Origin of the sequence: Pseudarthrobacter sp. NPDC058119 (genome assembly GCF_042884655.1) — a bacterium.
In the GTDB taxonomy this organism is placed as follows: domain Bacteria; phylum Actinomycetota; class Actinomycetes; order Actinomycetales; family Micrococcaceae; genus Arthrobacter.
In genome coordinates this window covers 134113-157229 of record NZ_JBHVTN010000001.1, presented here as the reverse complement: position 1 = coordinate 157229, position 23117 = coordinate 134113, and the positions used below count along the sequence as shown (strand labels likewise).

Annotated in this window: 24 protein-coding genes; 20 read left to right on the top strand and 4 right to left on the bottom strand. The window is 65.4% G+C overall.

Going from position 1 to position 23117, the window contains the following annotated elements:
• Positions 1–9: 9 nt before the first annotated feature.
• On the bottom strand, positions 10–906 hold the full coding sequence (locus tag ACFVTD_RS00735; RefSeq protein ID WP_387556685.1) for a glycosyltransferase: 897 nt from the start codon (positions 904–906) through the stop codon (positions 10–12).
• A gap of 289 nt (positions 907–1195) precedes the next feature.
• On the opposite strand from ACFVTD_RS00735, the gene ACFVTD_RS00730 reads away from it, so the two are divergent.
• The 14 genes from ACFVTD_RS00730 to ACFVTD_RS00665 all read left to right on the top strand — a co-directional run bounded on the left by ACFVTD_RS00730 (position 1196) and on the right by ACFVTD_RS00665 (position 14752).
• A complete protein-coding gene (locus tag ACFVTD_RS00730) occupies positions 1196–2308 on the top strand; it encodes an MraY family glycosyltransferase (protein ID WP_387556683.1) in 1113 nt (370 codons plus the stop codon).
• Between the two features lie 110 nt (positions 2309–2418).
• A complete protein-coding gene (locus tag ACFVTD_RS00725; protein ID WP_387556681.1) occupies positions 2419–2901 on the top strand; it encodes a hypothetical protein in 483 nt (160 codons plus the stop codon).
• On the top strand, positions 2894–3232 hold the full coding sequence (locus ACFVTD_RS00720; RefSeq protein WP_387556679.1) for a hypothetical protein: 339 nt from the start codon (positions 2894–2896) through the stop codon (positions 3230–3232). Before ACFVTD_RS00725 ends, ACFVTD_RS00720 begins: the two co-directional genes overlap by 8 nt.
• Positions 3233–3313: 81 nt before the next feature.
• Positions 3314–4114: a F0F1 ATP synthase subunit A gene (atpB, locus tag ACFVTD_RS00715; protein WP_387556677.1), complete on the top strand. Its 801-nt coding sequence runs from the start codon at positions 3314–3316 to the stop codon at positions 4112–4114.
• 108 nt (positions 4115–4222) lie between these two features.
• Complete coding sequence (gene atpE / locus ACFVTD_RS00710; RefSeq protein WP_003804776.1) at positions 4223–4441, top strand: ATP synthase F0 subunit C; 219 nt, start codon at positions 4223–4225, stop codon at positions 4439–4441.
• Positions 4442–4495: 54 nt separating this feature from the next.
• A complete protein-coding gene (locus tag ACFVTD_RS00705) occupies positions 4496–5047 on the top strand; it encodes a F0F1 ATP synthase subunit B (protein WP_175316623.1) in 552 nt (183 codons plus the stop codon).
• Complete coding sequence (locus tag ACFVTD_RS00700; RefSeq protein ID WP_387556675.1) at positions 5047–5874, top strand: F0F1 ATP synthase subunit delta; 828 nt, start codon at positions 5047–5049, stop codon at positions 5872–5874. The genes ACFVTD_RS00705 and ACFVTD_RS00700 overlap by 1 nt, the downstream gene beginning before the upstream one ends.
• Before the next feature lie 78 nt (positions 5875–5952).
• Positions 5953–7590, top strand: coding sequence for a F0F1 ATP synthase subunit alpha (atpA, locus tag ACFVTD_RS00695; RefSeq protein ID WP_142133432.1), 1638 nt, complete (start codon positions 5953–5955; stop codon positions 7588–7590).
• 72 nt (positions 7591–7662) lie between these two features.
• Positions 7663–8553 (top strand): F0F1 ATP synthase subunit gamma, encoded by an 891-nt coding sequence (locus ACFVTD_RS00690; RefSeq protein WP_387556672.1) that lies wholly within the window; start codon positions 7663–7665, stop codon positions 8551–8553.
• Between the two features lie 82 nt (positions 8554–8635).
• Positions 8636–10090, top strand: a complete 1455-nt coding sequence (gene atpD, locus ACFVTD_RS00685) for a F0F1 ATP synthase subunit beta (protein ID WP_387556670.1) — start codon at positions 8636–8638, stop codon at positions 10088–10090.
• Position 10091: 1 nt separating this feature from the next.
• Entirely contained in the window at positions 10092–10376 is a 285-nt protein-coding gene (locus ACFVTD_RS00680; RefSeq protein ID WP_018760117.1) for a F0F1 ATP synthase subunit epsilon, read from the top strand.
• 10 nt (positions 10377–10386) lie between these two features.
• A complete protein-coding gene (locus ACFVTD_RS00675; RefSeq protein WP_387556669.1) occupies positions 10387–10818 on the top strand; it encodes a DUF2550 domain-containing protein in 432 nt (143 codons plus the stop codon).
• Between the two features lie 5 nt (positions 10819–10823).
• A complete protein-coding gene (locus tag ACFVTD_RS00670) occupies positions 10824–12152 on the top strand; it encodes an alpha/beta hydrolase (protein WP_387556667.1) in 1329 nt (442 codons plus the stop codon).
• 32 nt (positions 12153–12184) lie between these two features.
• Positions 12185–14752: a bifunctional lysylphosphatidylglycerol flippase/synthetase MprF gene (locus tag ACFVTD_RS00665; RefSeq protein WP_387558905.1), complete on the top strand. Its 2568-nt coding sequence runs from the start codon at positions 12185–12187 to the stop codon at positions 14750–14752.
• Between the two features lie 145 nt (positions 14753–14897).
• Here ACFVTD_RS00665 and ACFVTD_RS00660 read toward each other — a convergent pair whose 3' ends face one another.
• Positions 14898–15101, bottom strand: coding sequence for a cold-shock protein (locus ACFVTD_RS00660; RefSeq protein ID WP_011692441.1), 204 nt, complete (start codon positions 15099–15101; stop codon positions 14898–14900).
• 308 nt (positions 15102–15409) lie between these two features.
• Positions 15410–16105 carry an endonuclease NucS gene (gene nucS / locus ACFVTD_RS00655; protein ID WP_387558902.1) on the bottom strand — a complete coding sequence of 232 codons (696 nt, stop codon included), beginning with the start codon at positions 16103–16105 and terminating at the stop codon, positions 15410–15412.
• Positions 16106–16223: 118 nt separating this feature from the next.
• On the opposite strand from nucS, the gene ACFVTD_RS00650 reads away from it, so the two are divergent.
• Both ACFVTD_RS00650 and ACFVTD_RS00645 read left to right on the top strand, forming a co-directional pair.
• Positions 16224–16577 (top strand): ATP/GTP-binding protein, encoded by a 354-nt coding sequence (locus ACFVTD_RS00650; protein ID WP_387556665.1) that lies wholly within the window; start codon positions 16224–16226, stop codon positions 16575–16577.
• Between the two features lie 45 nt (positions 16578–16622).
• Positions 16623–17420 (top strand): alpha/beta hydrolase, encoded by a 798-nt coding sequence (locus ACFVTD_RS00645; RefSeq protein WP_387556663.1) that lies wholly within the window; start codon positions 16623–16625, stop codon positions 17418–17420.
• A 10-nt stretch (positions 17421–17430) separates the two neighbouring features.
• On the opposite strand, the gene ACFVTD_RS00640 is transcribed toward ACFVTD_RS00645, so the two are convergent.
• The gene (locus tag ACFVTD_RS00640; protein ID WP_387556661.1) at positions 17431–18744 is read right to left on the bottom strand and encodes an AI-2E family transporter; all 1314 of its coding nucleotides are present in this window, start codon (positions 18742–18744) and stop codon (positions 17431–17433) included.
• A 235-nt stretch (positions 18745–18979) separates the two neighbouring features.
• Here ACFVTD_RS00640 and ACFVTD_RS00635 point away from each other — a divergent pair, with 235 nt between their 5' ends.
• Genes ACFVTD_RS00635 through ACFVTD_RS00620 form a run of 4 tightly spaced genes read left to right on the top strand, consistent with a single transcriptional unit; the run spans position 18980 to position 23110 of the window.
• Positions 18980–20650, top strand: coding sequence for a hypothetical protein (locus tag ACFVTD_RS00635; protein ID WP_387558899.1), 1671 nt, complete (start codon positions 18980–18982; stop codon positions 20648–20650).
• 51 nt (positions 20651–20701) lie between these two features.
• A complete protein-coding gene (locus ACFVTD_RS00630; protein WP_387556659.1) occupies positions 20702–21706 on the top strand; it encodes a co-chaperone YbbN in 1005 nt (334 codons plus the stop codon).
• A complete protein-coding gene (locus ACFVTD_RS00625; RefSeq protein WP_387556657.1) occupies positions 21706–22803 on the top strand; it encodes an NADH:flavin oxidoreductase/NADH oxidase in 1098 nt (365 codons plus the stop codon). The genes ACFVTD_RS00630 and ACFVTD_RS00625 overlap by 1 nt, the downstream gene beginning before the upstream one ends.
• Before the next feature lie 28 nt (positions 22804–22831).
• On the top strand, positions 22832–23110 hold the full coding sequence (locus ACFVTD_RS00620; RefSeq protein WP_387556655.1) for a DUF3253 domain-containing protein: 279 nt from the start codon (positions 22832–22834) through the stop codon (positions 23108–23110).
• Positions 23111–23117 lie beyond the last annotated feature (7 nt).

The following is a 23117-nucleotide window of genomic DNA, read 5'->3' as shown; positions in this document are numbered from 1 at the left end:
CCGGTTTTCCTAGAACTTCTGGTCCTCCAACGGAGCGAAGCCCTTGCCACGCAACCCCGTGGTGAAGGACCGCGCCCACCCCAGGAACCCCTGAAGGTCCCCGCGCTGCAAAAAGTAGCCCAGGTAGCCGCCCACGTCGGCCACAAAGGAGCGCACCCTGAAGTAGCGGCGGATCAGGTAGCCCCGGTTCCGGTAGTAGTAGAAGCGCTTGAACGCGGAGTCCGGGACGATCACGTGCCAACGTGCGCCGTAGACATGCTGCGTTTCCCCGAAGGCATGCGGGTGTGTGATCGCGGTGGTGGTGACGGTGCCGAAGCGGATCCCGGCTTTCCGCAGCCGGATGGTGAAATCAACCTCGTCGCCACGGATGAACAGCCGCATGTCCGGCAGGCCCACCTTGAAGAACACATCCGAGCGGATCAGGGCACCGTTGAAAAAGTGGCCGTCATCCGGCAGGAATCCAAGTTTTTCCACCTCGGCCCGGTCGTGCGTGACCTTGCCGTCCAGCCGGAAGAAGAAGGACAGCCGGTCCGGATGGCCGGGCGCGGTGACCAAGGGGACCACGGCCTCCAGGTCGCGTGCCTCAGCTTCCCGAAGCAGCGTGGCGAGGCATTCCGGATCAACCGGCTCGGCGTCGTCGTCCATCATCCAGATCCAGCGGGCGCCGCTGGCGACTGCCTTGAGCGCGGCCAGCGCGAACCCGCCGGCGCCGCCAAGGTTGGCTTCGGAGCGGACATAGTCCACGTTGGGGTGGGCCGCCGCCACGTCCGCGGCCGGTGTGGTGCCGCTGTCCACCAGGCAAATCGTGTCGACGGGACGGCTCTGGGCGTTGATCGCATCCAGCAGGACGGACAGTTCCTTGGGCCGGTCGAACGTCACGGCGGCAACCGCAATGCGGGGGGTCATGGGGGTCCTTTCAGCATGGCTGCCAGGGAGTTTCCCGCCGGTAGTGCGCCCGTGTGGCGCGGAGCCATGGTGCCGGTGGCACTAGTATCTTTGACTAGAGTCCACTGTAATACAGCCCTGTAAGGCGCTGCGCGTATGTCTGTGCGCATTGCCTGCGGCGCGCCCGGCGACGGAGAAGTTTCATTTATCGACGAACAGATTCCCGGCCCGTGAGCCCACCCACCCCCCACCGGCTGCCGCCGCAGCTGACCGGTTTTGGCACCACCATCCCCGGAGCGGTAGCCGTCCCATGATCATGTACCTGCTCATGGGGCTCACCGCCGCCATCGTCTCCTATGCGGCCACGTGGGGCGCCCGCATCGTGGGACACAGGCTCGAGCTTCACCTGCCCATCCGCAGCCGGGACATGCACTCCACGCCGGTGTCCAGGCTGGGCGGCCTGGCCATCTTCCTGGGCGTCATGGTGGCGCTGGTTGTTGCCAGCCAGTCCTTCTTCGTCAAGGACATCTACCGGAACAACTTCTCGCCATGGGGCGTGCTGGCAGGAGCGGCCGTGATCGTCCTGGTCGGTGTGGCGGACGACCTGCTGGACATCCGCTGGTGGGTGAAGCTCATCGGCCAGAGCGCTGCTGGCCTCACGGTGGCCATCTGGGGCGTCCAGATGACCATAGTCCCCTGGGTGCCGGAGCCCATCTACCTCCAGGACGGAACGCTGCGGATCGTGCTGACCGCCGGGCTGATCGTCACTACCATGAACGCCTTCAACTTCATCGACGGACTGGACGGGCTGGCCGCGGGCGTAGCCATCATCGGTGGATCGGCGTTCTTCATCACCGCCTACTGGGTCCACCGCAACGCCGTGCTGCTGGATTACTCGGACCTGGCAACCCTCATCACCGCGGTCCTCGTTGGCGGGTGCCTGGGCTTCCTGCCGCACAACTTCTTTCCCTCGAAGATCTTCATGGGTGACTCCGGTGCCATGCTGATCGGGCTCCTCATGGCGTCGGCCGGCGTAGTGTCCACGGGCCAGATCACCTCCGGGCTCTACGACCGTGCCAACGGTATTTCCACCATCATTCCCATCCTGCTTCCCTTCGCCGTCCTCTTCCTCCCGCTGCTGGACCTGGGACTTGCCGTCGTGCGCCGGACGGCCCGCGGCCGGTCACCCTGGTCCGCAGACCGCGGACACCTGCACCACAAACTGCTGGACATCGGCTATTCGCACCGCACCGCGGTGATCCTGATGTACTTGTGGACCGCCGTGCTTTCCTTCGGCGGCCTGGCGTTCGCCGTCTTCCCCTGGCACATCGTGCTTGCCGTAGACATCTTTGCCACGCTGGTCATGGGACTGGTGACCGCCTGGCCCTACCTGTCACGCGGCAGCAGCGAAACGACGGCGTAACGGCGGTTCTGAATTATTTCTATCTCGTGTAGAATTTAGGGGCAGCCCAAGCTGCCACTCCACCCACTGCCTCCTGGCGATCTGCCATGTGGTGCCGACGATGGGATCGCATGACCTCCAACGCCGAGTCCGGACCTCCCTCCGGCAATGGACCCGTTGGTACGTCCGGTCCCACCCGCTCGCTCTGGCTGAACCTGCTCAAGCGCAGCTCGATTGCCGCCACGGCCGGGCTTGTGCTCTGCGCAATTCCTGCCGGCATCCTCAACGGGGCAACCGGGGCGGTGTCCAGTTTCCTCGGTGGACTGCTGGTGATGCTCTTCTTTGGCATCAGCCTGCTGGTGGGACACTTCGTGGGACGCCGCAACCCCTCCGGTGCGATCGGGATGTTCGTAGCCACCTACTTCATCAAGGTCGTCGGCTTCGCCGTCGTCCTGTTCGCCATAGGTGCTCCGGAGTGGCTCCATGGCCGCTGGTTCATCATCGGCGCCGTTGTGGCTGTCGTCCTGTGGCAGGCCGCGGAAATCCATGGCTTCAGCAGGGCGCGCCTCCAGATCTACAACGATCCAGAAGACAAGGGAGCATCCGATGCGTGATCCGAAAAAACCCGCTGGCGCCGCACACGGCAAGCGCGGCCCACACGGCTCCGCGGAGGCTCCTGCCGACGCATCCACCGATGGCGGCTACAACGCTGGAATGGCTGTATTCAGCTACATCATTGGCGGAATCATCGTCTGGAGTTTGATAGGGTGGGGACTGGATTATCTGTGGGGAACGCGCTGGATTGTGCTCGCAGGCGCTCTGCTTGGAGCCGTCGGAGGTTTCTACCTTTCCCACATGCACGGCCTCACCAGTTCCCGCAAAAATGCTGATGGGCGCCATGCTCCCAGCGCACCGTCCCAGGACGGAGAAGATAATGCCAAATAATTTCACAGGGGGAACAGCAGGCTGTCAGGCTGCCGGACCCCGCCCAACGCCCAATGATGGACACTGCAGAGAGGAAACGCGTTGATCGCGCTTGCGCTCCCGGCCCAAGATTCAGGAGAGTTCACTCCTCCTGGTATTAACGAAATGCATTTGCCGGCAATCCTGCCGTGGGGTGCCGCAGAAGGATTCTCCAAGCAGATGCTGCTGGTCCTCCTCTCTGTCGTCTTTATCGCCGTCTTCTTCGTGCTCGCAGCACGCAAGCAGCAGCTGGTACCCGGCAAGCTCCAGTTCGCCGGCGAAGCCGCCTACGGCTTCGTCCGCAACGGCATCGCCAAGGACATCATCGGCGGCCGGGACTTCATCAAGTACGTCCCCCTGCTGTTCAGCCTGTTCTTCTTCATCCTGGTCAACAACATCTACGGCGCCATTCCGGTGTTCCAGCTCCCCACGTTCTCGCACGTGGGTGGAGCGTACGTGCTGGCCGGCCTGGTGTACGTCACCTGGATCGCCATCGGCATCAAGAAGAACGGCCTCCGCTACTTCAAGCTGGCCACCGTCCCCTCGGGCGTGCCGTGGTACATCCTGCCGATCGTTATCCCGATCGAAATCATCTCCAACTTCGTTGTCCGGCCCGTCACGCACAGCCTCCGTCTGTTTGCGACCATGCTCGCCGGCCACCTGATCGTGATGATCGCCGGTTCCGGCATCGAGTACCTCATCATGCAGGAGAACGTGCTGCTGAAGGGGACCTCAATCCTGGTCCTTGCCGGTGCCATCGCCATGTACATGCTTGAAGCCCTCATCATGGTCCTGCAGGCCTACGTCTTTACGCTGCTGACCGCGATCTACATCGAAGGCGCACTGCACGCCGACAGCCACTAGGCACGCTGCCGGGGCAGCACGCTCCGGCCGCACCACAGTCTTCCCCTAGCGGGGATGAAGCAACCCAAACAACCTGCCACACAAAGTGGCATCTTGAAAGGAAAAAAAATGGAAGGCTCCATCAACGGCTCCCTCAACCTCATCGGCTATGGCCTCTCGGCTATCGGCGGTGGTATCGGTGTGGGTCTCGTGTTCGCTGCCTACATCAACGGCGTTGCACGCCAGCCGGAAGCCCAGCGCGTCCTGCAGCCGATCGCATTCCTCGGCCTGGCCCTGACCGAAGCACTCGCCATCCTGGGCCTGGTCTTCGCTTTCGTTCTCAAGTAAACCTTCAGAACTTCAGCGAACATTCAGAACCGAGTAGATAAGGACGGGTGAAATATGCATCAGCTGATCATCTCAGCCGCCGCTGAAGGCGACGTCAACCCCCTTGTTCCCAATGGCTGGGAAATGCTGGTTGTCTTCGTGGGCTTTGCCATCCTCTTCTTCATCGTGGTCAAGTTTGTTGTCCCGATGTTCGAGAAGACCTTTGCAGAGCGTGCCGAGGCCATCGAAGGCGGCATCGCCAAGGCTGAAAAGGCCCAGGCTGAGGCGTCTGCTGCACTCGAAGAGTACAAGCAGCAGCTGACCGACGCCCGCACCGAAGCCAACCGCATCCGTGAGGAAGCCCGCGCCGAAGGTGCCCAGATCCTCGCGGATCTCAAGGAGAAGGCAGCAGCAGAGTCTGCCCGCATCACCGCGCAGGCCCACGCACAGATCGAATCCGAGCGCCAGGCGGCCGTTGTGTCACTGCGCTCCGAGGTCGGCACCCTGGCCACCACCCTTGCCGGCCGCATCGTGGGCGAGTCCCTCGACGACGACGCACGCGCAGCACGGGTCGTGGACCGCTTCCTGGCAGATCTGGAGTCCCAGAACGCAGGTGCAGCTAAGTAATGGCAGGCGTATCGAGCGAATCGCTGGCAACAGCCCTTGCCGCTTTGGAAGCAAAGCTTCCTACGGCGTCGCTGCAGCTGGCAAAGGAACTCTTCGGAATTCTGGGAATGGTGGACAGCTCGGCTGGCTTGCGCCGTGCCCTGACTGACCCCTCCCGCAGCGGTGACGAAAAGTCGGCGCTGGTGAGGCAGCTGGTTGGCGGAAAAGTCTCCGCTGATGCTGCTGAGATCGCGGGCGGACTGGCCAGCTCACGCTGGGCATCGGCGCGTGACATCGGCGATGCACTCGAGACTCTTGCCGCAACGGTGGTCATTTCCGTTGCTGAAAACAAGTCGGCCGTTTCTGCCTCCGGAATCACTGGCCTGGAAGAGCTGGAAAACGATCTGTTTTCCTTCAACCAGGCTGTTGCCTCCAGCCACGAGGTACAACGTGCTCTGTCCGAACCGCAGGCAAGCGCCGCAGCCAAGGCTGCCCTTGCCGAGAAGCTGGTACCCGGCGTGAGCGAGGAAGCCAAAGTCCTCATCACGCAGGCAGTCAGCCAGCCCCGCGGCATCAAGCCCACCCGGCTTGTGGAACGGTTCGCCGAACTGGCGGCCAAGCGGCAGCAGCGCTGGATTGCAACGGTCAGCGTAACCCGCCCCTTGTCACAGACGCAGCTGGCACGCCTCCAGGCAGGCCTGAACGCACTGTACGGGCGGGAACTGAAGGTCAACATCAACGTTGACCCGTCGCTCATTGGCGGAATCCGCGTCCAGGTGGGAGACGAAGTGCTCGACGCTTCGGTCCTTACCCGGCTGGGCGAACTGCAACGCCAGCTGGCCGGCTAGCCGGACAAGCACAACCAAACTGATAGAAACCCCGGTCACCGTTTGCGGTGATCACAAACAGGAGAGCAGGGACTGCAGATGGCCGAATTGACCATCAACGCCGACGACGTCCGTAATGCGCTGAACGAGTTCGCGGCGTCCTACGAACCCGGGAACGCAGAGCGCGTAGAGGTCGGCCGCGTAACCACCGCTAGTGACGGCATCGCCCGTGTTGAGGGCCTTCCCTCGGTCATGGCGAACGAGCTGCTGCGCTTTGAGGACGGAACCCTGGGCCTGGCCCAGAACCTTGACGTCCGCGAGATCGGCGTGATCGTGCTCGGTGACTTCACCGGCATCGAAGAAGGCCAGGAAGTCCACCGGACCGGACAGGTTCTGTCCGTTCCCGTTGGCGACGCCTTCCTTGGCCGCGTTGTCGACCCGCTGGGCGTGCCCATCGACGACCTCGGCGAGATCAAGGCCGAGACCACCCGCGCGCTGGAGCTGCAGGCTCCCGGCGTGACCCAGCGCAAGTCGGTCCACGAGCCGATGCAGACCGGCCTCAAGGCCATCGACGCGATGATCCCGATCGGCCGTGGCCAGCGCCAGCTGATCATTGGCGACCGCCAGACCGGCAAGTCCGCGATCGCGATCGACACCATCATCAACCAGAAGGCCAACTGGGCTTCGGGCGATGTCAACAAGCAGGTCCGCTGCATCTACGTCGCCATCGGCCAGAAGGCATCCACCATTGCCGCCATCCGCCAGACCCTCGAGGACAACGGCGCGCTGGAGTACACCACCATCGTGGCTTCTCCCGCTTCCGACCCCGCAGGCTTCAAGTACCTGGCACCGTACGCCGGTTCGGCCATCGGCCAGCACTGGATGTACGGCGGCAAGCACGTCCTGATCGTGTTCGATGACCTGTCCAAGCAGGCCGAGGCATACCGCGCCGTGTCGCTGCTGCTCCGCCGCCCGCCGGGACGCGAAGCCTACCCGGGCGACGTCTTCTACCTGCACTCCCGCCTCCTGGAGCGTTGTGCCAAGCTCTCCGACGAGCTCGGTGCCGGTTCCATGACGGGCCTGCCGCTGATCGAGACCAAGGCGAACGACGTGTCCGCCTACATCCCGACCAACGTCATCTCCATCACCGACGGCCAGATCTTCCTGCAGTCGGACCTCTTCAACGCCAACCAGCGCCCCGCTGTTGACGTGGGTGTCTCGGTGTCCCGCGTTGGCGGTGCCGCCCAGGTCAAGTCCATGAAAAAGGTCTCCGGTACCTTGAAGCTGGACCTGGCCCAGTACCGCGACATGCAGGCGTTCGCGATGTTCGCATCCGACCTGGACGCAGCATCCCGCCAGCAGCTGACCCGTGGCGCCCGCCTGATGGAACTGCTCAAGCAGGGCCAGTACTCGCCGTTCCCGGTCGAGGACCAGGTCGTCTCCATCTGGGCCGGCACCAACGGCTACCTGGATGACGTTCCCGTCGAGGACATCAGCCGCTTCGAGGCCGAGTTCCTGGAGCACCTGCGCCACAAGTCCTCGATCCTGACCACGCTGGCCCAGACCAACGTGCTGGACGACGACACCGTTGCTGCCCTCAAGTCCTCCATTGTGGACTTCAAGAAGGGCTTCTTCGGCGAGGGTGACAACCACCTGGTAGGCGCCGGCCACGAGGAGCATGACGCTATCTCCGAGGGCGAAGTCGACCAGGAAAAGATCGTCAAGCAGAAGCGCTAGTTCCGCATCGCCGGGTGTGCCGGGCCCCAGGGTCCGGCCCACCCGGCTACGGAATGTTAGGAAAGGATAAGTATGGGAGCCCAGATCCGGGTCTACCGCCAGAAGATCAGCTCGACCACGTCGATGCGCAAGATCTTCAAGGCGATGGAACTGATCGCTACCTCGCGCATCGGGAAGGCCCGTGCGCGCGTAGCAGCTTCACTGCCTTACGCGAACGCGATCACGCGCGCCGTTTCTGCTGTCGCCAGCCAAAGCGAAATCGACCACCCGCTGACCACTGAGCCGGAGCAGATCCGCCGTGCCGCCGTCCTGGTAATTACCTCGGACCGTGGCCTGGCTGGTTCCTACTCCGCGAGTGTGCTCAAGCAGGCGGAAGGTCTCTTCGAGCTGCTCCACGACGAAGGCAAGGAAGTCAAGACCTACCTCGTGGGCCGCAAGGCCCAGGCGTACTTCGATTTCCGGAACCGCGAGTACTCGCGGGTCTGGACCGGAGGAACCGACGCTCCAGAGTTCGCCACCGCCCGTGAAATCGGCGAAGCGCTGCTGGCAGAATTCGCAACTGACTTCGAAGAGGGCGGCGTGGACGAAATCCACGTTGTCTACACCCGCTTCAAGTCCATGGTTACGCAGGAGCCGACGGTCATCCGCCTGCTCCCGCTGGAAGTAGTGGAAGAACAGGCTGCTTCCGAATCGGATCTCCTGCCGCTGTACGAGTTCGAGCCGGAAACCGAGCGTGTCCTTGACGCCCTGCTGCCGCGCTACATCGAATCGCGGATCTTCGCAGCCATGCTGCAGGCGGCAGCTTCCGAGCTTGCAGCCCGCCAGCGGGCGATGAAGTCCGCAGGCGACAACGCAACGGAGCTGATCAAGAAGTACACGCGCCTGCGCAACACGGCCCGCCAGGCCGAAATCACGCAGGAGCTCTCCGAGATTGTTGCAGGTGCCGACGCCCTCGCGTCCTAGCCTCCGGCGCCTCGGTTCCGCGGAACCAGCACCACCACAGATAAACTTAACCCCACGCCATCTACTGAATGAAGTGAGAGAGATGACTGCCACTGCTACCGAACACGTAGCCGCAACGTCCGGTGCAACCGGCCGTATTGCGCGCGTAATCGGCCCGGTTGTCGACGTCGAATTCCCGGCTGACGCAATCCCGTCGATCTATAACGCCCTTACCACCGAGATCAACCTCAACGGTGAGACCAAGACCATCACGTTCGAGACCTCCCAGCACCTGGGCGACAACCTCGTGCGCGCCATCTCCCTGCAGGCAACCGACGGCCTCGTCCGCGGCACCTCCGTGGTGGACACCGGCGCCCCCATCTCCGTCCCTGTTGGTGACGGCGTCAAGGGCCACATCTTCAACGTGCTGGGCCAGCCCCTGGACGTTGCCGAGTCGGAGCTGGAAGTCAGCGAACGCTGGCCCATCCACCGCAAGGCCCCCAGCTTCGCTTCGCTCGAAGGTTCCACCGAGATGCTCGAGACCGGCATCAAGGTCATCGACCTCCTCACCCCTTACATCAAGGGTGGAAAGATCGGCCTCTTCGGCGGCGCCGGCGTGGGCAAGACCGTTCTGATCCAGGAAATGATCACCCGTGTTGCCCGCAACTTCGGTGGTACTTCCGTGTTCGCCGGTGTTGGTGAGCGTACCCGTGAGGGCAACGACCTCTGGGTGGAAATGGAAGAGGCAGGCGTCCTCAAGGACACCGCCCTTGTCTTCGGCCAGATGGATGAGCCGCCGGGAACGCGACTCCGCGTGGCCCTGTCCGCGCTGACCATGGCGGAGTACTTCCGCGATGTGCAGAACCAGGACGTGCTGCTCTTCATCGACAACATCTTCCGCTTCACCCAGGCGGGTTCCGAGGTTTCCACCCTGCTGGGCCGCATGCCGTCCGCCGTGGGCTACCAGCCCAACCTGGCAGATGAGATGGGCCTCCTGCAGGAGCGCATCACCTCCACCAAGGGCCACTCCATCACCTCGATGCAGGCCATCTACGTTCCCGCAGATGACTACACCGACCCGGCCCCGGCCACCACGTTCGCGCACCTGGATGCGACCACGGAACTTTCCCGTGAAATCGCCTCCCGTGGCCTGTACCCGGCCGTGGACCCGCTGACGTCCACCTCCCGCATCCTGGATCCCCAGTACATCGGCAAGGACCACTACAACACGGCTGTCCGTGTGAAGCAGATCCTGCAGAAGAACAAGGAACTCCAGGACATCATCGCCATCCTCGGTGTCGATGAGCTCTCCGAAGAAGACAAGATCGTCGTGTCGCGTGCACGCCGCATCCAGCAGTTCCTGTCGCAGAACACCTACACCGCCAAGCAGTTCACCGGTGTCGAGGGCTCGACGGTTTCCATCAAGGACACCGTCGAAGGCTTCGCAGCCATTTGCGACGGCGAGCTGGACCACATCGCGGAGCAGGCGTTCTTCAACGTCGGCGGCCTCGATGACGTTGAGCGCCAGTGGGCCAAGATCCAGGAACAGACCAAGTAATATGGCTGAGCTTGAGGTTGAGATTGTCGCAGCGGACCACTTCGTGTGGTCCGGAGCGGCCAAGATGGTCAAGGCCCGCACCAGCGATGGTGAAATCGGAATCCTGCCCGGCCACTCGCCCCTGCTGGCGATCCTGGCCGAGGGTGAACTGGCAATCCAGCCGGTATCCGGGGACCGTATCGCGGTGGATGTGGACGGTGGGTTCTTCTCCGTCGACAACAACCGTGTGGTGATCGTTGCTGACAACGCCCAGCTGGGCGGCTCGGCTACCGCTGGGATCCGCTAGCACGACCTTGATGGACGCACCGGGTATTTCGTTCATCGCACTGGCAATCGTTTTCGGATTGCTGATTCTTGCACTGTGCCTTTCGGGGGTGCGCCGCTTCAACCTGCGGCGTGCCCTCGGCACGGTGGACGCCTCCATTTGCGTAGCTGGGAACAGCTGGCAGATGGGGGTTTGTCGTTATCAGGACAATGACCTTGAGTGGTTCCGGCTTATCTCCCTGAGTGTCCGGCCCAAATACACGTTCAAGCGCAGTTCCCTTGAGCTGCTGGGACGCCGGAAACCGACCGAAGCCGAGGCCGTCAAGGTCCAGCCCGACGTGGTGATCGTCGAACTCCGCTACGAGGGGCAGGACCTGAACTTCGCCATGAAATTTGACGCCTACACGGGTCTTTCATCCTGGCTTGAAGCAGGTCCGGTCATCGGCGTGGGGACCTGGCGCTAGCCAACGTGGACTGGTTCTCAGACATCCGGCTAACGGACGGTCCACTCTATGGAACTGTCCTGGTATTGGGAGTTGGCGGCGCAGCCTACCTCCTGGTGCCGCCCGGGCGCGCCTCCGAAGATGCCGCCATGCGCATCAGGGCCTGGACAATCCGTGTCTTCAGCGCAGTAGCGGCAGCCTTCGTGCTGGTGGCAACGGTCCACTGGGTCATGATCAATGTGCTCACCGTCTTCCCGGAGGACATCCCCGGCCCCGTCCTTCTTTGGTTCGTGCCGGGTGTTGCCGCCGTCATCCTCGGCATCCTTCGAGTGCCGCGGACCAGCTGGACCCACTACGGAACAGGCTTCCTTGCCGCAGTCCTGGTGGTGCTGCTCTCAGCGCTCCAGATCAACGCCTACTTCGGCCTGAACAGGACGGTCAGTGACCTGATGGGTACGGCCTTGGCCCGCATCCCGGTGCTTGAGCAGGACCTGATGCGGCACGCCGGCGAACCAGACGGGGCCCCGCTCCAAGGCTGGAAGCCGGAAGGGGACTTGCCGGCCGGCGGGGAGCTGCGGAAGACCACAATCCCCGGGCAGGCCTCCGGGATGGCAACGCGTGATGCTTTCATCTACCTTCCGCCGGCATACTTTGCTGCCAACCGGCCGGCGCTGCCGGTACTGGTCCTGGTGGCCGGGCAGCCCGGCGGCCCGGCCGACTGGCTGACGGGCGGCGCAATCCGCGGCCATATGGATTCCTTTGCCGCCGCACACGGGGGAGTAGCCCCGGTGGTGGTCATCCCGGACCCCAACGGCTCCCAGTCTGCCAACACCATGTGCATGGACAGCCGGATCGCCAACGCGGACACCTACCTGTCGCAGGACGTGCCCCGCTGGATCAGTTCCTCCCTCGCCGTGGACACCAACCACCGCCACTGGGCCGTGGGCGGGTTTTCCTTCGGCGGCACGTGCGCCGTGCAGATGGGGACACGGCATCCCGATATCTACGCCGACGTGCTGGCATTTTCCAGTGAAGCCGAACCCGCCATCGCCAAGGAACGGCAGAAGACCATCGACGCGGCCTTCCCCGGAAACCCCGACGAATTCATCAAGCAGACTCCTCTGGAGATCATGAAACACCAACGCTTCGAGTCCAGCGGCATGTACCTCACTGCAGGCCAAAACGATCCGGAGTTCGTGGGGAACCTCCACATTCTGGCCGCAGCGGCCGAGAATGCGGGCTTCACCGTACAGGCCCACGAGGTGGAGCATACCGGCCACTCCTGGGACACGTCGTCCAAGCGCTTTGCCGATGCACTGCAGTTCCTCGGCAGCCAGTGGGGCCTGCAGTGGTGAGCGCCGGCAAACCGGACCGCACGACGGCACTGATGTGGGCCGCCGTCGGCCGTCCGGCAGTCCAGCAGGTGGTCGGCACGCTGAAAGCCATGCCCTTCACGCTGGGCGTGGTTGTCGCCTTCCTCGCAGCTGCCGCGTTGACCGGGAGCTTCCTGGACGGTCCGCCGGAGCGGCTGCTCGGGCTCGCCTCGGTCAGCGGGCCCGGCCTGCGCGACGGCAAATGGTGGTCTCTCTTCACCAGCCTCTTCTTCGCCACGAATCCACTGGCCTACCTCAGCGCGTCACTGATGATCGTGCTGCTGCTCGGACTCGCCGAGCGCAAGCTGGGCCGCCGCGCCGCCGTCGGACTCTTCTTCGGCGGACAGTTCGTGGCCGTGACCGTGTTCCTCCTGGTGACACAGCTGGCGGTGTACGTGGGGGACGGCTGGCTGGACAAGATGGTCAATGACAGCCTGATCGGACCCTACGCTCCGGTGCTGACGGCGGGCCTCGCCGCCAGTGCCCGGATCACGCTGCTGTGGCAGCGCCGGCTGCGCACCGCGGTGCTGTCCATCTCGATCCTGTTGGTCCTCTACGTCGGCCACGCTGAAACGGTGATAGGCCTTATCGGTGCGCTCCTGGGCCTCCTCGCGGGCTGGTGGATCCAGGGCGACCAGGGCAGGCTGCACCGCCACCGGTCCACCGGCCGCGAGACCAGGAACCTGCTGGCCCTCACGGTTGCGGTCTTCGCCGTGGGCCCCATCCTGACGGGAATCACGCGCGCGCCCACCGGCCCATTGGCCCTGCTTCGGGATGTGGTGCTCAGTCCGATGCCCACGCTCAGCCAGCTGGTGTTCAACTGCGGCGCCACCGTTGACGCCTCGTGCCTGGAAACGGGGCGGGCAGGGTTCGCGGGGCCGTTCGGACTGGCCCTTGCCGTGGTGCCGGTGATCCTGTTGTTGATCTGCGCGGACGGCATGCGGCGGGGCAGGCGGCTGGCGCTCAGCATAGCCCTGGCCATCCAGCTGGCTGTGACAGCCCTGGCGGCTGTCTACCTTGCCCTCTTCGCCCTGGTTCCCTCGCGCCTTCAAGGGACGCACGCGACCCCCCTGGCTTCAGCGTTTGCCCATGTGCTTCCCCTGGTGATCGTCCCCCTGCTGCTGGCGGTGGTCCTGTGGCTGAACCGCCGCCAGTTCCGGGTGCAGACGCGCCCGGGCGCCCGGCGGACCCTCGGGGCCGTGGTCTGTGGAACGTGGCTCGTCCTGGCGGGCTCCTACACGGTGGCCTGGTTCTGGTCCGGTGGCCTGGCCCGTGACGGCGGCCTGCTGGGCCTGTTCGCAGAGTTGGCCAGGCAATACGTCCCGGTGCCCATCCCGCAGCACTTCCGCAGGGCGTTCCCGGAGCCGGACAGCGCCGAGGCCATCCTGTTTGCGTACTCGGGGCCCGTGTTCTGGCTGGTGGCCTTGGTCGCAGTGTGGTGGGTGCTGGTGGGCCGGCACCACGGGCTGAACTTCGGACGGCAGGACAAGGACCGTGCCCGCCAGCTGCTGCACCAGGGCGGCGGACCGCTGTCCTGGATGGCGTTGTGGGAGCCCAACACGTATTGGTTCAGCCCCGACGGTGCCGGGGCCGTTGCTTTCCAGCAGCACGGGACGGTGGCCCTGACCCTGGGCGGTGCCTTTGGTGAACGCAAGGCGGAACAGCGCGTCACGGAGGGGTTCCTGGACTACTGCCGCAGCCAGGCGCTGATCCCGGCCCTGTATTCCTGCGACGACACGCTGTGGCCGGCACTCAAGGACCGCGGCTTTTCGCGCGTGGCGGTGGCCCAGGAGACCCGGCTGGCGCTGGACGAACTGGAGTTCAAGGGCAAGGAGTGGCAGAACGTCAGGACCGCCTTGAACCGTGCCACCAAACTGGGGGTGCATGCGGTGTGGGGCTCCTACCATTCCCTGCCGGCGGCACTCAGGTCGCGGCTGAACGAAGTGTCGGAAGAATGGGCTGCCGGCAAGTCCGTCCCGGAAATGGGGTTCACCCTCGGGGGAGTGGACGAACTCGATGATGAGGAAGTGCTCTGCTGCCTGGCTGTGGATGGCAATGGTGCGGTCCACGGGGTGACCAGCTGGCTTCCGGTGTACGACGGCGGCCGGCTGGTCAGCAGGACGCTGGACGTCATGCGCCGCGGCAGTGAGGGCTTCCCGGGAGTGATGGAATTCCTGATCGCCTCCGCAGTCCTGGAGCTGCGGGATTCTGTGGACATGATTTCGCTGTCCGGCTCGCCCCTGGCCAGCCGTCCGGAGGCCCAGCCCGGCCGCGGAGGGGAACCGGAGGCCGGGGAGACAGGGGATGGCGACGGAACGGAGGACGACGGGGCCGCCACCGACGAAGGCGCCCAGAACCTGGTGCGGATCCTCGACCTGGTGGGACACGCGCTGGAACCGGTCTATGGCTTCCGTTCCCTGGCAGCGTTCAAATCCCGGTTCCAGCCCGAGTACCGGGCACTGTACCTGTACTACCAGGACCCGCTGCACCTGCCGGCGATCGGGAGGGCGCTGACCCGGGCCTACCTGCCGGGGCTTTCCCTGGCGCAGGGCGCCCGGCTGGTCCGCAAGCTGGTTACCTGAGCGGCCCCACGGCGCGAAGTCTTCAATGGCGGAATACCATTAATTCGCATTTGCTGGGCAAATTTCCCTTTAAACAAATGATCCCCGGCAAATTGCCGGGGATCATTTGTTGAAGCTGTCAGCCGCAAGGTGCGGCCGGCGGCTGCTAGACCAGCGTTACGCCGGTAGCCTGGGGACCCTTGGCGCCCTGGCCGATTTCGAACTGAACCCGCTGGTTCTCGTCGAGGGTCTTGAAGCCGCCGGTCTGGATCTCGGAGTAGTGAACGAAGACATCGCCATCGGAGTCGTCCGGGGTGATGAAGCCGAAGCCCTTTTCAGCGTTGAACCACTTGACGGTTCCCTGTGCCATTTATTTCTCCTCATTGTGGAACTTTTTAAGACCGGCACACCGCGTGCCGGACTTGGTCACTCCGCGAGAAGAATCCTGGTTTGCCTTTTCCGGGAAAGGGTCCGGCGCTGCAGGAGCTTCGCGCTCGCAACATGTCTTGCGAGCATGAAAAACACCTACACAAAGACTGAGACAAGAATTTCATGCCCGTTCCCGCAGGTCAACGGCAGGACCGGTAAAAAGGAGAAAATTTGGGTAAAAAGCAGGTGACGCGGAACGTACTTTCATAAAAGCCCCCATTAGGTGCCCAAAGCAACAAAGATGCGTACCTAGAAAAGCCTGGATTCGCTGTCGTCCACCCCGCGCATTGCGTCATAGTCCAGGGTGACGCAGTCGATCCCGCGGTCGTTGGCCAGGACTTTTGCCTGCGGCTTGATCTGCTGCGCGGCGAAGATTCCGCGGACCGGTGCCAGCAGGGGGTCGCGGTTGAGCAGTTCCAGGTACCGGGTCAGCTGCTCGACGCCGTCGATGTCGCCGCGGCGCTTGAGTTCGATGGCCACGGTTGCGCCGTCCGCGTCCCGGGCCAGGATGTCCACGGGGCCGATCGCCGTGAAGTACTCGCGCCTGATCAGGGAGTAGCCCTGGCCCAGCGTCTCGATCTGTTCGGCCAGCAGCCGCTGCAGGTCCGCTTCCACACCGTCCTTGATCAGCCCTGGGTCCACACCGAGGTCGTGGGAGGACTCGCTGACCTTCTCATGGATGTTGATGATCAGCCGGTCATCGGTCTTGGCCGACTGCACGGTCCACTGCTCCACCACACCCAGTTCCAGGTCCACTTCGTCGGGCGAGGAGACGCGCAGCGTTGCCGGCGGGCTCATCCAGTTCAGCGGCTTATAGGAACCGCCGTCGGAATGCACCAGCACGGAACCGTCCGCCTTCACCAGCAGGAGCCGGGTGGCCAGGGGGAGATGGGCCTTAAGCCGGCCTACGTAATCAACGGAGCAATGGGCTATGACGAGTCGCACGCCGTACAGACTATCGCGTGGGCCGGGCAGGCCGTGCCCGACGGCGGACGGCCGGGAGGGGCGGCGGGGCACCTGCGGCGCGGCGTCGGCGGGGGATCCGCTGGGGCAGAATGGATACATGCCCCGTTCCAACCGTCCCCGCCGTCCCGCTTCCGGCAGGGGCCCCGCTTCCGGCCGCGGTGCAGGGCGGAAGGGAAATGCGGATGTTCCAGAGCTGGACCTGGAACGCGCCCGCGCCGGCATCGCCCGCCGGGAAAGCGCCCCCGACGGCGAGTGGATGGTCCGGACCATGACCGCGAAGAACGCCGAGAAGACCTACATCTGCCCGGAATGCTCCACGGCTGTCCTGCCCGGTGTTGCACACCTGGTGGTCTGGAAGGACGACCACCTTTTTGGGGCGGCCGCCGGCCTGGCGGAACGGCGGCACTGGCACACCAACTGTTGGATGACGCGCAGTTACCGCTACCGCTGAGCCGTGCGGGAGAGTAGTACCGCCGCTGTCGCTAAGCTGGCAGGCATGACTTTTGATCCGGCGTCGTACCAGTTCACCCAAACCCAGGGGCCCGCTCCCATCCGCGCCTCCACCGTCCTGCCTGCCCGGCGCGAGAACATCGAGCTGCAGACGGAGGACGGCCACACGCTGGTGGGTGAGCTGGCGCTGCCGGAATCCGGCCCGGTCAGGGCCACACTGATCACCCTCCACCCGCTGCCCACGCACGGCGGCTTCATGGATTCCCACGTGTACCGCAAGGCCTCCTACCGGCTGCCGGCGCTGGCGGGCATCGCTGTGCTGCGCTTCAACACCAGGGGCACCGCCTCGCCCCGAGGGACCAGCACCGGCACCTTCGAGGAAGGCGTCGGGGAGCGGTATGACGTGGAGGCCGCGGTCCGCTTCGCCGTCGAACGGGGCCTGCCCAACCGCTGGCTGGTGGGTTGGTCGTTCGGGACCGAACTGGCCCTGATGTACGGTGCCGTGGAGCCGGTAGCCGGCCAGATCGAAGGCGCGGTACTACTTTCGCCCCCACTGCACCGCGCCACGGACAAGCACCTGCAGCTCTGGGCGGAGTCCGGCAAGCCCCTCACCGTCCTGGTGCCGGAGCATGACGACTTCCTCCAGCCGGCCGAAGCCGCCGAACGCTTCCGCCTGGTGCCGCAGGCCCGCGTGGTGGGGGTGGCCGGAGCCAAGCACCTCTGGGTGGGGGAGAAGTACGCTGCGCGGGTCTTGAACGATATCGTGGCCCAGGTGCTACCCGGCCAGGCCGGAACAGGACTGCCCCACGAGTGGGACGGGCCGGCGGCGACCGCCGGCGCGTGATGCCGCAGGCTTAGTGCTGGTCCTGCCGGACGATGTAGATCTCGCGGACCAGCAGCAGCACGGCGGCCGCGGTGGGGATGGCGATCAGGGCGCCGAGCACGCCCAGCAAGCTGCCGCCGGCGATGACGGAAATGACCGCCACGGCACCGGGGACTGCGACTGCCTTTTGCATGATGCGCGGTGAGATGAAGTACGCCTCGAACTGCAGGTAGGCGAAATAGCAGACAGCGTAGATGGCCGCCACCTGCCAGCCCTCGGTCAGGGACACGAGGGTCACCACGATGCCCGCGATCATCCCGCCCACCAGCGGGATGAAAGCCAGCAGGACCACGACGAAAGCCAGGAGCAGGGCGAACGGAATGCCCACGATGGACATCACCACGAAGGCGAAGGTGGCATTGAGCAGGGCAACGCAGGCCTGGCCGATCACGTAGTTGCCCACCGACCGCGTGATCTCCTCGGACAGGGCGGCCACCCGCTTCCGCCGGGAACGTGGAGCCAGCCGGTATCCCCACTTCTTCATGGCCGGCAGCGCCGCCAGGAAGTACAGGCTCAGCACCAGGACGATCAGGGCCCCGAAAAGGCTGTTGGCCACGGTGGATCCGAAGCCCAGGACGCCGCCAAAAATGCCGCCCATCGCGGCGGGGTCGTTGACGAACTTGTTCAGTTCCTCCGTAATGCGGTCGCGCACGCCGAACTGGTCATCAAGGCTGCGGAAGAGGTCGGAATCCATGAAGTTGCGCACCCAGTCCGGCGCCTGCCGCACAATCTCGGAGACCTGTTCCACGATGGTGGGAATGAGGGTGGCGAAGAAACCGACGACGGCGCCCATCAGGACCGCCACCGAGACCAGGATTCCGGCAGGCCGGGGGATCTTCCGGCCTTCGAGCCAGCCCACCACCGGCTCCAGGCCCAGCGCTATGAACAGCGCTGCCACGATCCACAGCAGCAGCTGCGTCGTGTGGGAACCGATCCAGTAGACCAGCAGCGCCAAGCCCACGCCCACGGTGCCCATGAACCCCATGTACAGCGGATGCTGCGGTGACATCCGGGGCCCGGGATGGCCGAACTGCGGCTCCTCGTCCCCGTCGTGGTCCGCGTCCGGAACCTGCCCGGTATATTCCGGCGGCATTTCGAACCGGAGCCGCGGCTGGGCGCCGGGCAGCGGCTGGCGGAGCCGGCGGACCACCTCGCCAAGGGCTGCAGCGGCTGAGCCCCCGCGGCGTGCGGCCATGCCCAGCGGAGGAACGGCGGCAGGGACAGGGCCCCTGGGATCCCCTGGATTTCCGGCTGCAGCCGAGGACGGGTCCGTCTTGTCAGTCAATGGTTTTGGGGGCCTGTTCCGTGCGTGGCACCGCCTGCGCGGGCCGGTGTGATGATCATCGCAAACACTATCAGCAGGCTTGCCACCGCGAGCCGAAGGCGCCTCCCGTGAGCCGGCAGTGCCTGGCGGGCGCGGCCCTAAAAGGGGCTCCCTGGTAACAAAAAGGTTACTATTGAAGGTAAACCCCCGCTGATGATAGGTGTTTCCCTTGCGTTTAAAGACTGCAGCCGCACTTGTGCTGCTCGGCCTCCTGACACTTTTGGCCGGTATCGGCCAGAGAACCATCTGGGCTCCCTCCGAGACGTTCACGGCTTCCGCGCCGGCCGGCGCCACCGCGGCGCCGCTGACAGTGATCGACCAGAAGCTGCGCACCTTGCACGGCGGCACGGTCAAGATCAACATCCAGGGCGACGGAAACTTCCTGCTGGCCTCCGGCCGGCCGGACGACGTCGACGCCTGGGTGGGCAAGACAGCCCACAACACCATCAACGGGGTTTCCGAGGATGAGAAGTCCCTCTCCGTTGAGCATGCCGACGGCGAAGGCACGGCCCCCAACCCCGCGGGCTCGGACCTGTGGGTATCAAGCGAGAACGCCAGCGGCGAGCTTGAGTACACCTGGACGCCGCCCGCGGACGGCGACTGGAGCCTCCTCCTCGCGGCCGACGGCACCAAACCCGCCCCGGCCAACATCTCCATGACCTTCCCCAATGACACGTCCACCCCGTGGGCTGTCCCGCTGATGGTCATCGGCGGCATCCTGGTCCTGGGCGGAATCGCCCTGGCACTGCTTTCTGCCCGCCGGAAGGACGGCGAAGGCGGTGGCGACTCCGGCTTCGCCCGCCGTGCCCGGGCCCGGAAGGCGCAAGGCCAGGCACCGTCGTCGTCCTCTTCCTCCAAGGTCACCATGGTGGCCGCCGGTGTGGCGGCAGCTGTACTGGCCGGATCCGGCACCGCCGCCCAGGCGGCCAGCCCCAGCCCGCAGCCTTCGGGCAGCGCCTCATCGCCGGCCAAGGAAGCAGTTGGCCCGCCGGTCCTGCTGGACGCCCAGTTCCGCCGGATCCTCGAACAGGTCTCCAGCGCCACCGACGCCGGTGACGCTGCCAAGGACGCCGCCAAACTCGCGGACCGGGTTGCCGGCCCCGAACTGGAAATCCGCACCCAGAACTACAAGATCCGCTCCCAGGTGGGTTCCTACGAGCCCCGCATGCCCGTCCGCTCCACCAAGCTTCTGACCACGGTGGTCACCAGCGGCCGTGACTGGCCCCGTTCGGTGCTGGCCGTGACCCAGGGCGAAGGCAACGTCGTGCCGCAGATCCTGACGCTGGTCCAGCAGTCTCCGCGCGAGAACTACAAGCTCATGGAAACCACGCCCCTTCAGCCGGGCACCACGTTCCCCTCCATCAGCCGCGGGGGCACCGAAACCCTGGCCGCCGCGGACAAGTCCGGGCTGCTTTACAGCGGCGAGGAAGCCATGTCAGGCCTCGCCGACAGGCTCACGTCCGCGGATTCGCCGTTCAAGGACAAGCTCACCGAGGGCGAATCCTCCCCGTACATCGCTGACACCCTGTCCTACCAGGCAGAGGTGGTCAAGGCCGGGGAGAACGGCAACTTCACCTTCACCCACAAGGTGGTCCCCGAGAGCACCGTGGTCTTCCGGACCTCCGACGGCGGGGCCCTGGTCCTGGGCAGGATCAACTTCGGCTTCGAAGGCACCCCGAAAGCTGCCGGCGACAAGCTCAGCATCGGTGACGACGCCGCAGCCCTGGCCGGCGGCAAGGAAACCACCACCGGCATGGTGTTGAGCTTTGCCGAGTCGATGGCCGTGTATGTCCCCCCGGCGGGATCGACGGACCCGATGAAGCTTGTTGCCGCCACCCGCGGCCTGGTCGGCGCCAGCTTCAAGTAGCGCCCGGCTGCAGTACCCCCGGCAGCGGCCGGAGTGGATAGAGTGGGAAACATGAGTTCGCCAGCTTCCCGCCCAGTCCCTCCTGCCGCTGCCAACCTGCTTAACCTGCGCGGCGCCGTCGACCTTTCCGCGCTGAAGCGCCCCGCCGCCCCTGCCGGCACTCCTGCCCCGGGAAACGCCCCTTCAGGTCCTGCGGCACCGGCGCAGGGCGGCCAGCCGGGCGAACCGGCAGGCGGACCCGAACTCAAGGTCGACGTCACTGAAGCCAACTTCCAGCAGCTGGTGGAACTGTCCGCACAGGTTCCGGTGGTGTTTGCCCTGTGGGCCTCCTACTCGCCGGAGTCCAGCAGGATGTTGGACACCCTGGACCGCGTCGTGGCCAGCTACGGCGGACGCCTGGTCCTGGGGGCCGCCGACATCGAAGCCTTCCCGCAGCTTGCCCAGGCCTTCCAGGTGCAGGCCGTCCCCACCGCCGTCGCCGTCCTCAAAGGGCAGCCCGTACCGCTTTTTCAGGGCGCAGCGGAGGAACAGCAGGTGCGCAGCCTCTTCGACGAACTCCTCAAGGTGGCTGCCGCCAACGGGGTCACCGGAAGCCTGGACGCCGGCGGGCCCGCCGAACAGGAACCCGCACCGCTGCCGCCGCTGCACCAGGCCGCCTACGACGCCATCGAGGCCGGCAACTACGCAGCGGCCGCCGAGGCCTACCGCCAGGCGCTCAAGGAAATGCCGTCGGACCATGAAGCCAAGGCAGGGCTGGCCCAGGTGGAGCTGATGGACCGGCTGCAGTCCGTCTCGGCCCAGGACAGTGACGCCCTGCGTACGCTGGCGGCGGATGAGCCGGACAACCTCGAGGCGCAGCTTGGCGTGGCAGACCTGGACGTGGCCGGCGGCCACGTGGAGGATGCGCTGAACCGGCTGGTGGCCTTCATCGGCCGGAACTTCGGCCCGGAGCGTGAAACTGCGCGCGTCCGGCTGCTGGAACTGTTCGAGGTGGTGGGCGCCGGCGACGGGCGCGTCGCCAAGGCACGCCAGGCGCTGGCCCGGGTGCTGTTCTAGTGCCGGCCCTCTTCCAGCCGCTGGCGCTGAGGTCCATGGAACTGCAGCACCGGGGCTGGGTTTCGCCGATGTGCCAATACAGCTGCGATCCCGACGACGCCCCCGGGGTCCCCAACGACTGGCACCTGGTGCACCTGGGCGGCTTCGCCGTGGGCGGTGCGGCGATGATCCTCACGGAGGCCGCGGCGGTGAACGCCGAGGGCCGGATCAGCCCCCGCGACGCCGGCCTGTACAACGACGAGCAGGCGGCTGCCTGGCAGCGGATCATCTCCTTCGTCCACCGGAACGGTACTGCCGGCACCAAAATCGGTGTCCAGTTGGCGCACGCCGGCCGGAAGGCATCCACCTACTGGCCGTTTTCCGGCAAGCACGGCAGCGTGCCCGCCTCCGATGGCGGGTGGGACACGGTGGGCCCGTCCACCACGTCCTTCGAGGGCTACGCGGCACCTGCCGCCATGAGCGTGGAACAGATCCACGGCGTCGTCGCCGATTTTGCTGCCGCTGCGGAACGGGCAGTGGCCGCCGGCTTTGACACCATGGAGATCCATGGGGCGCACGGGTACCTCCTGCACCAGTTCCAGAGCCCGCTGATCAACCAGCGCGATGATGAGTGGGGCGGGGACGAGGCCGGCCGCAACCGGCTGATGCTGGCCGTTGTTGACGCCGTCCGCGCCGCGATTCCCGATTCCATGCCCCTGCTGCTCCGCATCTCGGCCACCGACTGGGCGCCGGGCGGGGTGGACCAGGCAGCCTCCGTCAGGCTGGCCCGCGAGGCGGCTGCGCACGGAGTGGACCTGGTGGATGTTTCCAGCGGCGGGGCGGTGGCCCACCAGCAGATCAAGCCGGGCCTGGGCTACCAGACCGGGTTCTCCGCCGCCATCCGCGGGGAGGCAGGAATCGCCACCGGCACCGTTGGCCTGGTGACCACCCCCGGACAGGCGGAGCATGCCGTTGCCACCGGGCAGGCCGACGGCGTCTTCATTGCCCGGGCCGCGCTGCGCGATCCCCACTGGTGGCTCCGGGCCGCGTTCGAACTGGGGCACGACCTGGCCTGGCCGCCCCAGTACGAGCGTGCCATCCCGCGGCGCACCTTCTGAGCCGCATCTTCTGGAACGGAGCCCACGCATGGCGCACACCGGCGGGAACGGCCCGCACACCCCGGTTGACCGGCAGTTGGAGGCGAAGATCCTGGAACTGCTGGCTGCCCGGGCGGCAACGTCCACCATCTGCCCGTCCGATGCCGCCAGGGCCGTGGGCGGCGAGGACTGGCGGCAGCTCATGGACCCGGCCCGGGAAGCTGCGCGGCGCCTCGTTGACGCCGGCCAGGTCCACATCACCCAGGGCGGGTCCGTAGTGGACCCTGCCACGGCGAAGGGGCCGATCCGGATCCGCAAAGCGCGTTAAAGCCGGG

What these genes read in the sequence shown, in the direction of transcription:
- ACFVTD_RS00725 (WP_387556681.1), top strand. Translation starts at nt 2,419, where the DNA reads ATGACCTCCAACGCCGAGTCCGGACCTCCCTCCGGCAATGGACCCGTT.
- atpE (WP_003804776.1), top strand. Translation starts at nt 4,223, where the DNA reads ATGGAAGGCTCCATCAACGGCTCCCTCAACCTCATCGGCTATGGCCTC.
- ACFVTD_RS00720 (WP_387556679.1), top strand. Translation starts at nt 2,894, where the DNA reads ATGCGTGATCCGAAAAAACCCGCTGGCGCCGCACACGGCAAGCGCGGC.
- ACFVTD_RS00690 (WP_387556672.1), top strand. Translation starts at nt 7,663, where the DNA reads ATGGGAGCCCAGATCCGGGTCTACCGCCAGAAGATCAGCTCGACCACG.
- ACFVTD_RS00700 (WP_387556675.1), top strand. Translation starts at nt 5,047, where the DNA reads ATGGCAGGCGTATCGAGCGAATCGCTGGCAACAGCCCTTGCCGCTTTG.
- ACFVTD_RS00675 (WP_387556669.1), top strand. Translation starts at nt 10,387, where the DNA reads ATGGACGCACCGGGTATTTCGTTCATCGCACTGGCAATCGTTTTCGGA.
- atpA (WP_142133432.1), top strand. Translation starts at nt 5,953, where the DNA reads ATGGCCGAATTGACCATCAACGCCGACGACGTCCGTAATGCGCTGAAC.
- atpD (WP_387556670.1), top strand. Translation starts at nt 8,636, where the DNA reads ATGACTGCCACTGCTACCGAACACGTAGCCGCAACGTCCGGTGCAACC.
- ACFVTD_RS00645 (WP_387556663.1), top strand. Translation starts at nt 16,623, where the DNA reads ATGACTTTTGATCCGGCGTCGTACCAGTTCACCCAAACCCAGGGGCCC.
- ACFVTD_RS00735 (WP_387556685.1), bottom strand. Translation starts at nt 906, where the DNA reads ATGACCCCCCGCATTGCGGTTGCCGCCGTGACGTTCGACCGGCCCAAG.
- ACFVTD_RS00665 (WP_387558905.1), top strand. Translation starts at nt 12,185, where the DNA reads ATGTGGGCCGCCGTCGGCCGTCCGGCAGTCCAGCAGGTGGTCGGCACG.
- ACFVTD_RS00660 (WP_011692441.1), bottom strand. Translation starts at nt 15,101, where the DNA reads ATGGCACAGGGAACCGTCAAGTGGTTCAACGCTGAAAAGGGCTTCGGC.
- ACFVTD_RS00630 (WP_387556659.1), top strand. Translation starts at nt 20,702, where the DNA reads ATGAGTTCGCCAGCTTCCCGCCCAGTCCCTCCTGCCGCTGCCAACCTG.
- ACFVTD_RS00730 (WP_387556683.1), top strand. Translation starts at nt 1,196, where the DNA reads ATGATCATGTACCTGCTCATGGGGCTCACCGCCGCCATCGTCTCCTAT.
- ACFVTD_RS00650 (WP_387556665.1), top strand. Translation starts at nt 16,224, where the DNA reads ATGCCCCGTTCCAACCGTCCCCGCCGTCCCGCTTCCGGCAGGGGCCCC.
- ACFVTD_RS00705 (WP_175316623.1), top strand. Translation starts at nt 4,496, where the DNA reads ATGCATCAGCTGATCATCTCAGCCGCCGCTGAAGGCGACGTCAACCCC.
- ACFVTD_RS00620 (WP_387556655.1), top strand. Translation starts at nt 22,832, where the DNA reads ATGGCGCACACCGGCGGGAACGGCCCGCACACCCCGGTTGACCGGCAG.
- ACFVTD_RS00680 (WP_018760117.1), top strand. Translation starts at nt 10,092, where the DNA reads ATGGCTGAGCTTGAGGTTGAGATTGTCGCAGCGGACCACTTCGTGTGG.